The sequence below is a fragment of the Pseudomonas sp. RGM 3321 genome, from assembly GCF_022836805.1.
Lineage (GTDB): Bacteria > Pseudomonadota > Gammaproteobacteria > Pseudomonadales > Pseudomonadaceae > Aquipseudomonas.
Window position 1 is genome coordinate 39927 of record NZ_JALHBH010000105.1, and the last position, 15324, is coordinate 55250.

At 59.0% G+C, this 15324-nt stretch carries 11 protein-coding genes and 1 pseudogene; 11 read left to right on the forward strand and 1 reads right to left on the reverse strand.

Going from position 1 to position 15324, the window contains the following annotated elements; translation table 11 throughout:
- The first annotated feature begins 24 nt into the window (after positions 1 to 24).
- Positions 25 to 2019: a sigma 54-interacting transcriptional regulator gene (locus tag RGM3321_RS10995; RefSeq protein ID WP_244393060.1), complete on the forward strand. Its 1995-nt coding sequence runs from the start codon at positions 25 to 27 to the stop codon at positions 2017 to 2019.
- 5 nt (positions 2020 to 2024) lie between these two features.
- Here the strand turns inward: RGM3321_RS10995 and RGM3321_RS11000 are convergent.
- Positions 2025 to 3151 (reverse strand): annotated as a pseudogene (locus RGM3321_RS11000) (LacI family DNA-binding transcriptional regulator).
- A gap of 86 nt (positions 3152 to 3237) precedes the next feature.
- Here RGM3321_RS11000 and RGM3321_RS11005 point away from each other — a divergent pair.
- The 10 genes from RGM3321_RS11005 to RGM3321_RS11050 all read left to right on the forward strand — a co-directional run bounded on the left by RGM3321_RS11005 (position 3238) and on the right by RGM3321_RS11050 (position 15297).
- Positions 3238 to 4326, forward strand: coding sequence for a fatty acid desaturase family protein (locus RGM3321_RS11005; protein WP_244393061.1), 1089 nt, complete (start codon positions 3238 to 3240; stop codon positions 4324 to 4326).
- 35 nt (positions 4327 to 4361) lie between these two features.
- The gene (locus tag RGM3321_RS11010) at positions 4362 to 4682 is read left to right on the forward strand and encodes a MocE family 2Fe-2S type ferredoxin (RefSeq protein WP_244393062.1); all 321 of its coding nucleotides are present in this window, start codon (positions 4362 to 4364) and stop codon (positions 4680 to 4682) included.
- Between the two features lie 18 nt (positions 4683 to 4700).
- Positions 4701 to 5933, forward strand: coding sequence for an FAD-dependent oxidoreductase (locus RGM3321_RS11015; protein ID WP_244393063.1), 1233 nt, complete (start codon positions 4701 to 4703; stop codon positions 5931 to 5933).
- Position 5934: 1 nt separating this feature from the next.
- On the forward strand, positions 5935 to 6783 hold the full coding sequence (locus RGM3321_RS11020) for a sugar phosphate isomerase/epimerase (RefSeq protein ID WP_244393064.1): 849 nt from the start codon (positions 5935 to 5937) through the stop codon (positions 6781 to 6783).
- Between the two features lie 472 nt (positions 6784 to 7255).
- On the forward strand, positions 7256 to 7924 hold the full coding sequence (locus RGM3321_RS11025) for a DUF3313 domain-containing protein (RefSeq protein WP_244393065.1): 669 nt from the start codon (positions 7256 to 7258) through the stop codon (positions 7922 to 7924).
- Positions 7925 to 8488: 564 nt separating this feature from the next.
- A complete protein-coding gene (locus RGM3321_RS11030) occupies positions 8489 to 10939 on the forward strand; it encodes a TonB-dependent receptor (RefSeq protein ID WP_244393066.1) in 2451 nt (816 codons plus the stop codon).
- A gap of 41 nt (positions 10940 to 10980) precedes the next feature.
- On the forward strand, positions 10981 to 11955 hold the full coding sequence (locus tag RGM3321_RS11035) for an amino acid ABC transporter permease (protein ID WP_244393067.1): 975 nt from the start codon (positions 10981 to 10983) through the stop codon (positions 11953 to 11955).
- Positions 11948 to 12733: an amino acid ABC transporter ATP-binding protein gene (locus tag RGM3321_RS11040; protein ID WP_244393068.1), complete on the forward strand. Its 786-nt coding sequence runs from the start codon at positions 11948 to 11950 to the stop codon at positions 12731 to 12733. The genes RGM3321_RS11035 and RGM3321_RS11040 overlap by 8 nt, the downstream gene beginning before the upstream one ends.
- 28 nt (positions 12734 to 12761) lie before the next feature.
- On the forward strand, positions 12762 to 13691 hold the full coding sequence (locus RGM3321_RS11045) for an ABC transporter substrate-binding protein (RefSeq protein WP_244393069.1): 930 nt from the start codon (positions 12762 to 12764) through the stop codon (positions 13689 to 13691).
- A gap of 22 nt (positions 13692 to 13713) precedes the next feature.
- Complete coding sequence (locus RGM3321_RS11050) at positions 13714 to 15297, forward strand: FAD-dependent oxidoreductase (RefSeq protein WP_244393070.1); 1584 nt, start codon at positions 13714 to 13716, stop codon at positions 15295 to 15297.
- Positions 15298 to 15324: the final 27 nt, after the last annotated feature.

Genomic DNA, 15324 nt, shown 5'->3' on the forward strand with positions numbered 1-15324 from the left:
AAAATGTGAACACGGATAACCGTTATGTCCCTGCATTCGATGACCTTCAACGTGCAAGACCTCGACTACCTCGCAGCGCTGGGGACTGCGGCGCTGAACAATGGCCCTGTACCCGAACTGGAACAGGCCTGGCGAGCGCGTCTGGATGGGCTTGTCGAGCGTCCCGCGACGGTCAGGAAGGTCATATGGGATTCGTGGAGCCGCAGCATCGCAGGAGGTGTCGACTCTGCAGACAGCGAATACCGGTTCGTCGACCCTCAGACGCTCGCGGCGACCCTGGCGGCCAATCGGGTGTTGATTGCCGCAGCCGCTCAGGTCATGCATGGCTTGCTCGCCTATAACCCGAGAGGCCATATCAACCTCACCGACGCGGAGGGCACCACTCTGTATTTCTGCGGACTGGATCTGACACCGGTAGGCACCCGCTTGCTGGAAGCGGTGCAGGGCACTAATTGCACAGGGTTGGCGCTGGCTGAGGATTCTCTGATGTATGTGCTGGCTGAAGAAAATTTCGGCACAAGCCTGCGTCAGCGACGGATGCATTGTGCAGCAGCACCCATTCGCAATGCTCAAGGTCAGACCCTGGCGATGCTGACCCTGACCGCTGAGCCTGGCTGGTTCCATTTTCACACCCTGGGCACTGTTCAGGCGGCAGCCGAGGCCGTCTCACGGCAAATGGCGTTACAGACGTTGCTGGAAGAACAGCAAACCGTGCTTGAAGTGCTCAACGAAGGCTTGGTGGTGCTGGACGAACGAGGCTGTATCAAGGCGCTCAATCGCTATGCCCGGCAGCTTTTTCGAGTCGGGCTGGACTTGCTGGGCAGCCCGTTCCAGCGCTTGGGGCACAGCGAATTGAACGAACAGATTCTGACGCGCATTGGCGAGGGGCTGCGGGACCTGGACTGCACGTTCGAACTGCATGATTTCAGCCAGTTGTCCTGTCTGGTTTCGGTATGTCCGTTGGAGCAAGGCGGGCGTGTGGTGTCGTTGCGAGAGAACCGTCGTATTCGGGAAATCACTCGGCGGATTGTCGGCACTCAGGCCCGCTATACGTTCGAGACCATTCAGGGCTGTTCCCGGGCCATTGAAGATGCATTGCACCTGGGGCGGATCGCCAGTCGCAGCGACTCCACCACGTTGATCCTGGGTGAGAGCGGCACTGGCAAGGAGTTGTTCGCCCAGGCAATCCACAATGCCAGTGACCGCAGGGGCGGACCTTTTGTGGCCGTCAATTGCGGCGCGATCCCCAGAGATCTGGTGCAAAGCGAGTTGTTCGGCCATGTCGAGGGCGCATTCACGGGGTCGGCTCGAGGTGGCTCCGCGGGCAAGTTCGAGCTGGCCGATGGCGGCACTATCTTTCTCGATGAGATAGGCGACATGTCATTCGATGCTCAGGTCAGCCTGTTGCGGGTATTGCAGGAGGGGGAGGTGACACGCGTCGGGGCGAAAAACTCGCGGCAGGTGGATGTGCGCATCATTGCAGCCACTCACCGTAATCTGAGTCAGGCGGTGGCCGAGGGTGCCTTCCGCGAAGACCTGTATTACCGGCTCAACGTGCTCAACCTCACCGTGCCTCCGCTGCGTATGCGTCGTGAAGATATTACGCTGCTGGCCCAGCATTTTCTTGATCGTTGTGCCCGGTCATTGCGCAAGCCAGTGCAGGGGGTTTCCGCGCAGGCGCTGGAATTGCTGGCTGCCTATGGCTGGCCGGGCAATGTACGAGAGCTGGAAAACACCATTGAACGTGCGACCAACCTGGCCATGGGCGAGCTAATCCAGCCAGGCGATTTACCCCTTGAAATCAGACAGCGTACCGGCCCCGTTGCAGCCACCCGGTTGCCAGCGCCCTTGGCGGCTCAGGACCTTGGCACCCACGAAATGCACGCGATCATTGCAGCGCTCGAAAACACACGAGGCAACATCCGCCTTGCTGCCCGACAGCTGAACGTCTCCCGGGGCGGGCTGTACAACAAGATGAGTCGGTTTGGTTTGAGCGCCGGGGATTTTCGAGGGCTCTGACCCGGTCAGACGGTGGCATTCTCCGAGGTCACGATGTGTAACGGGACATGTACCCGATGCCTGATCGGATCGAATATGTCCGTGGTCTGCAGCTCGATCAGCAGGTCCATCAGTGCCTCGGCAATCTGACGTGGCTGGGAATCGATTACTGCATCAACCAGCCCCCGCGCGAGTGCAAGGCGCGACAGTTCGGTGGACTCCTGCACGATGCAGCACAGTGGCGGACGCCTGGGCAATTGCGACAGCGCGTTGATGATTCCATCGCCACCGCCGCCCACCACGCACAGCCCGCGCAGCTCGTCATGGCGGGCCAGCAGGTCGAGGCTCGCCTCTTCGGTGATGTCACAGTTGTCGAGGTTGATCAACGGCTCCAGTGGCCGTAAACCCGGTGCATGTTCGGCCAGGTAACTTTGCAGTCCCTCGACCCGTGCCTGATGGCCAAGAAAACGATGGCCACCGAGCAAGATGCCGATACTGCCTTCGCGTGCGCCGCAGGTGCGGGCCAGCAGCCATCCCATGGTGCGTCCGACCTGATAATTGTTCTGGCCAACATAGGGCTCATCGGCCTTCTCATGAATGTCTGAAAGCAGCGCTATCACCGGTACACCGGCCTGACGAATCTGCTCAAGGGCAGCGTTGATCAGCGGGTGGGCGAAGCTGACGACTGCGAGGCCGTCGCATTGCACCGCCAGATGCTCGAGCTGGGTAACGATAGCGCCTGGGCTGCGATCAAAAACATAGTCGAACTGGCAGGTCAGATTGGCGGCGACACGGCGCTGCGCAGCCTCGGCGATAGCGTGAGCGAGGTTGGCGTAGAACGCTTGGGCGGTGCCCAGCAGCAGTATGCCGAATCGGTAGGTGGGGCGTCGCTCCTGAATGCGTTGTCCAATCAGACGCGCTGCGAAGTAACCCACCGCCTCTGCGGCCTTGAGCACTTGCTCCGCAGTGGCGGGGTTGACCGGGGCGCGGGCGTTCAGGACGCGATCGACAGTGGCGACACTCAAGCCCGCCTGCGCGGCAACGGTCGCGATGGTGGGGCGCTTGTTGTTATTCATGGTGAGCCCTTGGTGCGTCTTGATAGAAAACTATCAAGCCCCGCAGATACTGGATGATAGCTTGATAGGGAATGTATTCAAGGCCTTGAGAGGGGGGAGTACGCTCTCTATATTTTCTGACGCAAGGTTCCTGAAAACCCCACACTTGCGGAGAACAATAACAATGCCTCAATACAATACAGCCTGTCAGCGCGACTATCGCCTGACCGGCCCCGAAGCTGCGCGCGCAGCGGAAAAAGGCCTCGTATCTGCCGATTGGTACCAGTCGCCCATCCCTCGCCAACGCATGAAACAACTGATGCAGCGCCGTGACGCTCCTGCATTGCTCGACACTGCTATCTGGCTGCTGGCGCTGCTGGTGACCGGTTTTAGCGGCTACTGGTTCTGGGGCTCCTGGGCCTGTGTGCCGTTTTTTCTGGCCTACGGTGTGCTCTATGCCACGGCATCCAACCCGCGCTGGCATGAGACCGGCCACGGCACCGCCTTCAAAACCCGATGGATGAATGACGGGTTGTATCAGGTGGCCAGCTTTATGTGCATGTTCGAGCCCCATGTGTGGCGCTGGAGCCATGCGCGGCACCACACCGACACTATCGTGGTTGGCCGTGATCCGGAGATCGTCGAGCCACGGCCACCTAGTCTGGTGATGATGCTCTTGAGCCTTTTTCAGATTCCCTTGTTGATCAAAACACTCGGTGGTGTATGTCGGCATGCTGTCGGCCACATGAGCGAGCAGGAAAAGGATTTCATTCCGGTAGCCGAATGGCCCAAGGTGTTTCTTGCCGCGCGTATCTGGATCGTGATTTATGCCGGAGTCGTTGGCGCTGCACTTTATCTGCAGAGCTGGCTGCCCCTGATGTACGTGGGCTTACCTACGCTATACGGCGGCTGGCTGTCTTATCTGTTCGGCCTTACCCAGCACGTAGGACTGGCAGAAGACGTGCTCGACCATCGCAGCAACTGCCGCACCATCTATATGAACCGGGTATTGCGCTTTCTGTACATGAACATGAACTACCACCTTGAACACCATATGTATCCAATGGTGCCCTACCATGCGCTGGCGCAACTGCATGAAGAGATTCGCCACGACTGCCCGCCGCCGTACGCCAATATGAGTGAAGCGTTCAAGGAGATTATTCCAACTCTGCTCAGGCAACGTCGCGACCCGAGCTATTTCATCAAGCGTCCTGTGGCAAATTGTTCAGCACCCGCCACTGCACACCCACAGGCTGAAGCCACACTCGGCTGACACCTTCCGATTGTTCCCGAACGAGAGAGAGCGCCATGAACAATCCATGGATTGATGTATGCGCCGTGGGCGACATACAGGAAGAAGACGTCATTCGCTTCGACCACGGCCCGCACACCTATGCCGTTTACCGTTCCGCCGACAACGAGTTTTTCGCTACGGCGGGCCTGTGCACCCATGAAAGGATTCACCTGGCCGACGGTCTGGTGACGGACCACGTCATCGAATGCCCCAAGCATAACGGTCGCTTCGACTATCGCAACGGCAAAGCCCTCGGGGCACCTGTCTGCGTCAATCTGAAGACCTTTGCCGTCCGCATAGAGGGCGGCCGGGTTTTGCTTGCGGTCAGTGAATGAATGCCAGGAGTACATGCCATGAATGCTCCACTTGTTATCGTTGGCGCGGGCCATGCCGGTGGCCGTGCGGCGCTGACCTTGCGCGAACAGGGTTACGACGGCCGGCTGATACTGATCGGCGACGAGCCGCACCTTCCATATGAGCGGCCGCCGTTGTCCAAGGGCGTGCTGCAGGGGACTGTGGAACTGAGCGGTTGCAGCCTGTGCGAGGAATCCGGACTTGCCGGGCTTGGCATCGAACATCTGGCGTGCAATCCGGTAATGCGTCTGGAGCCACAGCATCATCGTCTGCAGCTGGCTAACGGCGAGCGTTTGCCTTATGACAGATTATTGTTGGCGACCGGAGGCAGGGCGCGTCGCTTGTCACAGATACCCGGGCACCTGAGCAATGTTTTCTACCTGCGCACTCACGATGAGGCGTTGGCGCTGCGTGGTGCTTTGATCCACGGTGCACGGCTGGTGATCATCGGTGCCGGGTTTATCGGCCTTGAAGTTGCAGCAACGGCGGTGGCCCTGGGTTGCCAGGTGACGTTGCTGGAAGCCGGACCTCGATTGGCCGGGCGGGTCCTGCCTGAGGAGGTATCCCGGGACCTTCTGGCGTTGCATCGGCAGCACGGCGTCGATGTGCGGCTGAATGTGGTGCTCGAAGGCGTGCAAGGCAGTCAGCGAGCCGAGTCGGTGCAGTTGGTCGACGGTCAGAGAGTGCCTTGCGACGTGCTGGTGGTCGGAATTGGCATGCAGCCTAACAGTGAGCTTGCAGCAGCGGCCGGCCTCGAAGTTGGGCAGGGGATACGTGTTGACACTATGCTGCGCACCAGCGCCCCGGACATCTTTGCCGCCGGGGATGTGTGTGAGTTTCGGTTATACCCTGACGGGGCCTACCAGCGTCAGGAAACCTGGCATAACGCCGAAGCACAGGGGCGCCACGCCGCGTTGAATCTACTGGGGCACGAGCTTGCATTCGAGGGCGTTCCCGGCTTCTGGTCTGATCAGTATGACCAGAGCGTGCAGACCGTTGGCGTCATTGCACACACCCCGCCTTCAGCCAGCCGCAGCCTGGCGTGCGGTGGGCGACTGCTGTTCTACCTTGATGCGGATCGGCGCCTGCGAGGTGCCTGTGGCCTGGCACTGGGCAATAGTGTTGCCAGGGATATAAAGCTGTGTGAACGATTGATCGCTGCCAACACTCCGCTAAGCCTTGCAGCGCTCAACGATCCCGACTGCTCGCTTAAACAAATGCTGAGGTCATGACATGGCTCGGTTTCTGGTATTTCAGTCGCTGTGGGCCATGCAGGATCATCGCGGCCAATGTGATCTTTCCATCGAAGCGCAGCTGGACAGGATCGCCGCCGCCGGCTTCGACGGGATCACCGACCATTACTCGCAGGCACCCGCTGTCGCCTACCTGCATGCTGCGGCAAAGGCGCGCGGTTTGCAGATTGAAGGGCAGTTGTTTCCGCAGACGGTGGACGATCTTGCCAGAGCGCTCGACATCGCTTGCCGCTACGGTTGCCATCACCTCACCCTGCAGGCGGATGTGCGGCCGCGTAAGCTGGCTCAGGCGATGACTCTGGTCGAGGGCTGGCAGCGTCTCGCCGAGCAGGTGGATTTTCCGATTCTGCTGGAAACCCATCGATACCGCCTCACCAGTGATCTGTTGTTTACCCTCGATCTGCTGGCACAGATGCCTGATCTCAAGCTGTTGGCCGACTTGTCTCATTACGTGGTGGGGCGTGAGTTGCCAGAGTCCGCTGTAGCCGAAGACGACGAGCAGATTCACAATATCCTGCGCCACAGTTGGGGGTTTCACGGCCGCGTAGCCAATGGCGAGCACGTTCAGGTGCCTCTGGGCTTTGCCCGGCATCGACCCTGGCTTGAGCGGTTTTTGGGCTGGTGGCGTTATGGAATCGAGGATTGGCTGGCCCGCCCTCATAAACCGGCAAGCCTGTCTTTCACTTGCGAATTGGGCCCACCCCCTTATGCAATAACAGGACGTGACGGACGCGATATTTCAGATCGCTGGAGCGAAGCACTGTGGCTCAAAGTACTGATTCGCGAGGTCTGGAATGATTGCCTGGAGAAGCATGAACATCGTGCATGACCCGTTCCAGAGCTTGAACATGCGTCCTCACAGCCTTTTACTTCCTTTATTCAGGCCCGTCACTTGTCTGCTGATGAAGCAATGCACACGATTCGCGTCGCTGGCAGTTACCTCACCGCGTATCACTGCCAGAAGCTGACTACCCAAACCCTTCAAAAGTATACCGGTGTGTACATTTTAGGTTGACGAGCAGTCGACATCGGTCTAAAACTACACACGCCGGTACAGTTCTGATTGCTGAATGCACTGCAGACAAATGCACAGAGCTGTTCGGCAGCGCCTTTCAGAGCAGTCTGATGGTGAACCATTGAATGCCGTGCAATGCGGTATGGCCGGGTGTGCATAGCCCGCACCAGGAAAAAGAGAACGCCTCAATACAAACAATGCTGCTCAAGCGCGCTGCCTGTAAGCGTGCCTGATGGATGGTGAACGTTTGAAATGTCAATGACCGGATCGAGTGGGAGAATTCTACATGCGTGACGTTAAGCAGATGAAGTGGGCCGGGCTTTTGTTACTGGGTTTTCTGGTCACGGGGTGTGCCAGTCACGACCCGTCGCCTTATTCAGGCATTGAGTCCTCGCTTGAAATGCGCCCCAACGAGCAGGACAGCACAGGACGCATACCGTTTAAATACACTGCCGCACCCAACTGGAACAAATACGATCAGATCATGCTTGAACCCGTGGTGATTTACTCGGGGACGGATGCTCAGTTTTCAGGTCTGGAGCGCACAGACAGAATAACCCTGGCCAACGATATGACGGTCAAGTTCTCAGAGGCGCTAGGCAGGCACTTTCGATTCACGGCGACGCCCGGGCGTGGGACCTTGAGGATTCGTCTCACACTGACAGGGGCCGAAACCACGGTAGCCGGGCTGTCTACGTTTTCCAGATTCGACATCGGCATGGGCTCCTACAACCTGGTTCAGGCTGCCCGCGACCGTAAGGGTACGTTTACCGGGTCTGTCAGTTACGCCGTCGAGATCTACGATGCGTCCACCTCGCAACTGCTGGAGTCCTATGTCACCCGGCAGTATCCAAAGGTCTATGACATCAGCTCGACCTTCGGACGTCTATCGGCGGCGCAGGCAGGTATCTCAAGAGGGGCGGATGAGCTGGTTGACGTGCTGCTTTCCAGATAGATCATTGTCGGGCTTAAGACCTGTTGACCGGGGCTTCCGGTCAGCAGAACATGCGACGATTAAAAATTATATTTATGAATGATAATAAATATAAAGATCAGAAATAATAATATTAGCTTATGACCAAATAGAATTATATTTTCAAAATTGATTCCGTTATGTTTGGTTTCAACAGCCTACCCCTTACCTCGGATGGTACCAGTCTTGATCGAGATTCTGTGTCTCGTGCCGCCAGCCGCGTAGCATGACAGGGGCCATGTAGCACTGAGCCCCAAAGCAGAATCGTTGGAAGGGAATTCGACGTATGTTGCCTGTTCAAATTTGCCATTGGATTCATCTCTCTCGCTCTGTCGTTGACAGGCGTGTCGCAATACCTCCGCGCTCGACCGTTTTCCACCCCATGCCCTGTCCTCGCCGCTGAGTGCCGGACCCGGTCCGCAGATATCTCTGCGCGTCGGTAATCACTTTTAAAACGTGCAGGCCACGCTGTCCCCCCGACCGCCGGGATGCACGACTTCGCGATCTGGATGGGTGGCTGGCATGACGGCCATTTCTGGAGTGGATATGAAACAAGCCTTACAACGTGTCCGTATCTCGGCTGCTGTGCTGGGCTACTGCCCTTTGACGTTGGCGATAGGGGGCGTGTTGCTGTCAGGGACGATAAAGGCCGAGGAAAAAACAGCCGGGGATGACCCGCGTACCTTGTCCACCGTGGTAGTCACCGGTAATCGTGGTGCGGAGCAACGTACCGTGACCAGCAGCCCGGTGCCGATCGATGTGGTCAGTGCCAAACAATTACAGAGCACTGGCAAGCCCGGCCTGATGGAGGCGTTGAGCGCAGTGATTCCATCGCTGAGCCTGCCGGAAAAGACTGGCTGGGACGCCAGCGGTATCGCCCGTGCGCCCAACCTGCGTGGCCTCAGTGCCGCCGAAGTGCTGGTGCTGGTCAACGGCAAGCGCCGGCATACCAGTGCCACCCTGAACATCAACGGCATCAACACCGGGGCTGCTCCGGCTGACCTGGACTTGATCCCCATAAGTGCCATTGACCATGTTGAAGTGCTGCGTGATGGTGCAGCGGCCCAATACGGCTCCGATGCCATCGCCGGGGTCATCAACGTCATTCTCAAGGCCGACATCAACGGCACGTCGGTGACCAATGCCGGGCTTGGTTATGACGGCAAGAAGCAGACCGTGCAGCAGAGCCTCAACAAGGGTTTCGAGATCGGCGACGGGGGCATAGTGCAACTGGCGCTGGACGCCCGCAGCCAGAACGACGACAACAAGGCCAGCGCCAACGGTTACAGTTATGAGCAGGCCTACGACCTGGCAGGTAAGTCCACGTATGGCGGCTACGGCACGCCGAAGACCAATCTCCTGACCCTGGGTTACAACGCCGAACTGCCGATTCACGACAGCTTCAGTCTGTATTCCTTCACCACGTACTCACGGCGCAAGGCTGAGCAGGGGCAGAATTTTCGCCTGCCGACCATCACCAATACCATCACCACCGGACCTAATGGTTATCCGGCGGGGTACACGCCGACCTGGTACATCGACGAAGACGATTTTCAGGCTGCGTTCGGTGGCAAAGGCACGCTTGGTGAGTGGGCCTGGGATCTGTCCGGCACCTACGGACGCAACGAGGCAGAGCAGGGCACCACGCACAATCAGAACCCGTCACTTGGTGAGGCCACGCCTAACAGCTTCACTTCCGGCACGTGGATATCCACTGAGCTGACCACCAACCTGGACTTCAAGCGCAGCTTCGATATAGGCCTGCAAAAGCCTCTCGATCTGTCCTACGGGTTCGAACACCGGCGCGACACGTATGAGGTGCAGGCCGGTGACTACGAGTCCTATGCCAACGGCGGTTACTGCGTTGCGCCAGGCAACTGTGCATCGTCTGGAGCCCAGGTCACCAATGGCATTTCGCCGGACGAAGAAAGCAGCGCCTCACGCAACAGTGTCGCCAGTTATGTTGACGTGGGTTTCAACCCTGTGCCGGACTGGTATGTCGGCAGCGCATTGCGCTATGAACATTACAATCAAGGTGTGGGCGCAACCCGCAGCGGCAAGCTGACTACACGTTACGACTTCACCCCGCAGTTCGCTGTTCGCGCCACCGTCAGCAATGGCTTTCGTGCGCCATCCCTGGCCAACAGTCTGTTCAGTGCACGTTCGACCACTTACGGCGTGGTGGACGGCGTGTATCAGTCGATCAATTACGGCGTATTGCCAACCGGCTCGGGTGCCGCCAGAGCATTGGGTGCCGAGGACCTCAAGCCGGAGCGCTCCACCAACTTCAGCCTCGGTTTCACCCTGACGCCTACCGATCAGCTGACCCTGACCGCCGACGCCTACGTGATCAATCTGCGTGACCGCATCACCCTGACCGGCACCCTGCTGGGTGATGAAGTCACTCAGGTGCTGCTCAACAATGGTATCGATTCGACGTCGGGCGGCCAGTACTTCATCAACGGTGCCGACACCCGCACCAAGGGTCTGGATCTGGTCAGCAACTACAGCCAGGACCTTGGGCAGTACGGGGCGGTGAAGTGGACGGCGGCGTTCAACTGGAACCAGACAAAGATCCTCAGCTACAAGGAATCCACCTCGATCCTCGGTACTTCCTATGAGCTGATGGACCGCGAGGCCCGCAATCTGATTACCGGCGTACAGCCGCGTACCAAACTGATTCTGGGTGGCGACTGGAGCATCGAGGGCTTCAACCTGAACCTGGTGCTGACCCATTACGGTTCCTACAAAGAGGTCAATTCCTCCGCCAATCGCGATCTGGACCGGGTGTACAGCGCCAAGTGGATCACCGATCTGGACCTCGGCTACAACCTCAGCAAAAACCTCAACGTTGCCATTGGCGCAAAGAACCTGTTCGACATCTATCCAAAAAAACAGGGGGTTCCCAGCAGCACCATGGTCAGCAGTTACGGTACCTATTCGCCCTACGGTTTTACCGGCGGTTACTACTACACCCGACTGACTTACGCCTTTTAAGGCCAGCACCTGAAAACCCCTATTGAGTACGAGGAACAACCATGCCCACTGTCGCCAAACCCTATGACTTCATCGACGAGCCCAGCCGTTACCCGCTGCGCCAGAGCCGGGTCGCACAACCACCGATCAAGGCGTTGCGGGTAGTACCCGCCCGGCATCCCGGTCGCTGGGTGGGGTCGATATTCGCTGTACTGGTGCTGGTAGCCATCGTGCATTCGCTGGCGACCAATCCGCGCTGGGAATGGGGCGTGTTCGGGCAATGGTTCTTTTCGCCGTCAGTGCTGCGCGGCCTGGCTCAGACGTTGCTGCTGACACTGCTCAGCACCGTGTTCAGCATTATTCTCGGCACGGCGCTGGCGCTGGCACGCCTGTCGGGCTCACCGCTGCTGGCGGCGCTGGCCTGGGGCTACATCTGGTTTTTTCGCTCGATGCCGGCGCTGCTGGTGTTGATCATTCTCTATAACTTCGCCTACCTGTACGACCACATCGTACTGGGCGTGCCGTTTACCGATCTGGTCTTCGCCGAATGGTCGACGGTCGACGTGCTCAGTCAATTCACAGTGGCAGTCCTGGGCTTGAGCCTGATGCAGGCGGCTTATACCGCAGAAATCATTCGTGGCGGGCTGATCGGAGTCGACGCTGGCCAGCATGAAGCCGCCGCAGCTCTGGGCTTGCCGGCTTCGCGTCGGGTTTTCCGCATCATCCTGCCCCAGGCATTGCGCTCGATCCTGCCTTCGGGCTTTAACGAAATCATCGGTTTGGTCAAAGGCACTTCCATTGTTTACGTGCTGGCCTTGCCAGAGCTGTTCTACACCGTGCAGGTCATCTACAACCGTACCCAGGCGGTGATTCCGCTGCTGATTGTTGCCACCGTCTGGTACCTGATCATCACCACGCTGTTGACCAGCGCGCAGTACTACGTCGAGCGACACTTTGCTCGCGGTACGGCGCGTGTTTTGCCGCCTACGCCCTTGCAGCGAGTGCGCGGCTGGTTGAAGGAGAAGCATCATGAGTGAAGTCTCTGCACCCGTGCGCGCAGGGCGCATTCAGATTCAAGGCGTGGGCAAACGCTTCGGTAGCCAGCAGGTGCTCAAGGACATTGACCTGAGCATTGAGCCGGGCAAGGTCACGGTGATTCTCGGGCCTTCCGGCTCGGGTAAATCCACGCTGTTGCGCACCATCAACCACCTGGAAAAGATCGATAGCGGTTACATCACCATCGACGGCGACTACGTTGGTTATCGGCGCAAGGGTGATCTGCTCTATGAGCTCAAGGAGCGCGAAATCCTCAAGCGGCGCATCGAGGTCGGCTTCGTATTCCAGAATTTCAACCTGTTCCCGCACCTGACCGCCTGGGAAAACATTGCCGAAGCGCCGTTGGCCCATAAACGCTGGAGCAAGGCCGAGGCACAGGCAAGGGCAGGTGAGTTGCTGGCCAGGGTCGGTCTGGCGGACAAGGTAGACGCTTACCCACGCCAGCTTTCCGGTGGTCAGCAGCAGCGGGTCGCCATTGCCCGGGCGCTGGCGCTGGACCCCAAGGTTTTGCTGTTCGATGAACCCACCTCGGCCCTCGATCCCGAACTGGTCGGTGAGGTGCTGGACGTCATCAAGAGGCTCACTCGTCTGGGTGTCACGCTGGTGGTAGTGACCCACGAGATCGGCTTTGCCCGGGAAGTGGCGGACCATGTGGTGTTTCTCTGTGATGGCCAATTGATTGAGCAAGGGCCGCCGGAACAGGTGTTCCACAACCCGCGACATCCTCGCACCGCTGCCTTCCTAGGCAAGGTGCTGTGAATTTTCCGTTTTCAAGGAGCAATTACTGATGTTAGTGAACACTGCCCGTATGGCCCTGCTGACGATTGCCGTCGGCGTGGCGCAAAGTGCTTTTGCTTCGACTGCGCAATCGATCGACCTTAGGCTCGACCGACAACGCATCCATGTACCGCGCAATGAGGCTGCCATCGCGCAGATCCCAGCGGGCTTCAAATTTGCCCAGCCGGGCAAGTTTACCGTGGCGGTTTCCGGTGTGGCCGGGCCGCCTTTGGCGCTGCTGGCCAATGACGACAAGACCACCATCGGCAGTGAGGCCGATACCGCGCAACTGGTGGCGGACAGCCTGGGTCTGCAATTGAACGTGGTGCAGACCAGTTGGGAGGACTGGCCGCTGGGCGTCAGTTCGGGAAAATACGACGCAGTGATCAGTAACGTCACCGTGACCGAAGCGCGCAAGAAGCGCTTTGATTTCGCCACCTACCGCCAGGATGTCCTGGGCTTCTACGTCAAGGCCAACAGCAAGATCAGCGAGATAAAACAGGCGTCGGACATTGCCGGGCTGAAGGTCATCGTCGGCTCCGGCACCAATCAGGAAAAGGTCCTGCTGGCGTGGAACGAGGTCAACGAAAAGGCTGGTATCAAGCCTGCGCTGTTGCAGTATTTCGATGACCAGGCGGCTGCGCAGCTTGCCATTCAGTCGGGGCGCAGTGATGCGCTGTTCGGACCCAATTCGGTGTATGCCTACTCGGCCGCCATCACCCGAGGTATCAAGCGGGTCGGCACGGTCAACGGTGGTTGGCCACTGCAGGCTGATATCGCCGTGACCACGCGCAAGGACAACGGTTTGGTCAAACCGATTCATACCGCCCTTGAAGGCGCGATTGCCAGCGGGCAGTACGAGCAAGTGTTGCAGCGCTGGGGCCTCGATGTAGAGCGCGTCGACAAGTCGCTGATCAACCCGCCTGGCTTGCCGGATTGAAGCCCTCAAGGGAGCAAATGACATGGGACTGACACGACGTGAAGCGCTTTCCAGCATTGCTGCGGTAGGTGGCGAAAAAGCCGTCAAGGATGCGCTTGCGGTACTGGGGCTGGGGCCTTCATCACACCGACGGCCACAACGTCTGAAACTCGGAAACGGGCTGGGGCAGGGCATTCGCGTACTGGTGCTGGGAGCCGGAATCGCCGGGCTGGTGACTGCGTTGGAATTGACACGAGCAGGGTTCAGCGTGCAACTGCTGGAGGCCCGTGATCGAGTGGGCGGCCGTAACTGGACGTTGCGCAGCGGCGATCAGGTGGACTACAAGGACGGTCGCACGCAGACCGTGGGCTTTGATCACGGGCTGTATTTCAATGCCGGGCCAGCGCGGATTCCCAGCCAGCACCGCACGTTGCTCGACTATTGCAGCGAGCTGGGGGTGCCGCTTGAAGTACTGGTCAACAGTAGCCATGGCGCTCAGGTCCGCCCGGACCTGCAACAGCCCGCATTCACTGTCGGCCAGGCTATCAACGACGCCCGCGGCCACCTCTCGGGGCTACTGGCCACGGCGGTGCAGCGCGATGCTCTGGACGATGTATTGAGTGGCGAAGAGCGTCAGCGCCTGTTGGCTTTTTTGCAGGTGTATGGCGACCTCTCGCAGGAACTGGCTTATGAGGGCAGCCTGCGTTCCGGACATCAGGAATCGCTCTCGCATCCGGGGGCATTGCCGAGCAGTGCGCAGCCGGTGGGGCTGGAGCGCCTGCTGCATCCCGAGCTGTGGGGCGCGCTGCTGCACACTGAGTTTCCCGAGTTCTCGGCGACCATGTTTCAGCCGGTCGGCGGTATGGACCGCATCACCAACGCCTTTTACCAGCGCCTCACTGAACAGGTGCAACTGGGCGCGCAGGTGCGCCAGATTCGTCAACTGGAAGACGGTGTGGCGGTCACCTATCACGACAGACACAGTGGCCGTGAACAGGTAGTACGCGCCGATTACCTGGTCTCGACCCTGCCGTTGCCGTTGCTGGCCAGGCTGGATACCGACTTCAGCAATCCGGTCAAGGCTGCTTTGCTGAGCACCCGTAACGATCAGGCGACCAAGGTGGCGTGGCAATCTCCGCGCTTCTGGGAAACCGATTACCGCACTTATGGCGGTCTTTCGTGGATCGACCACCCGGCGAGGCTGCTGTGGTATCCGAGTAATGACCTCAATACCCGCAATGGCCTGCTTATCGCCGGTTACGTGACCGGGGAGGGTGCCGACGTGTTCGGCGCGAAACCTTTCGAGGCGCAATACGCTGCCTCCAGAGAGGCGGTCGAACTGCTGCATCCCGGTTACTCGCATCACTTGCGTAACCCGTTGGCCGTGTCCTGGGAGCAGATTCCGTACAGCGAAGGCCCGTGGCTGCAACGCGAACATTTCCCGGCCGACGCCAGCGCCTTGTTGGATGAACCTCATGGCCGGGTTTACTTCGCTGGCGACGGGCTGGTGCAGAGCGGCGTGGGTATCTGGCAGGAGTCGGCCGCCAACTCGGCGCGCCATGTGGTCGGGCAACTGGCCGAGCGGGTTATCCAGCAACGACAGACGGCGGCCCTTGCGGCGTCGTGAGCCTTTATTGCAGCATCAACATCCATT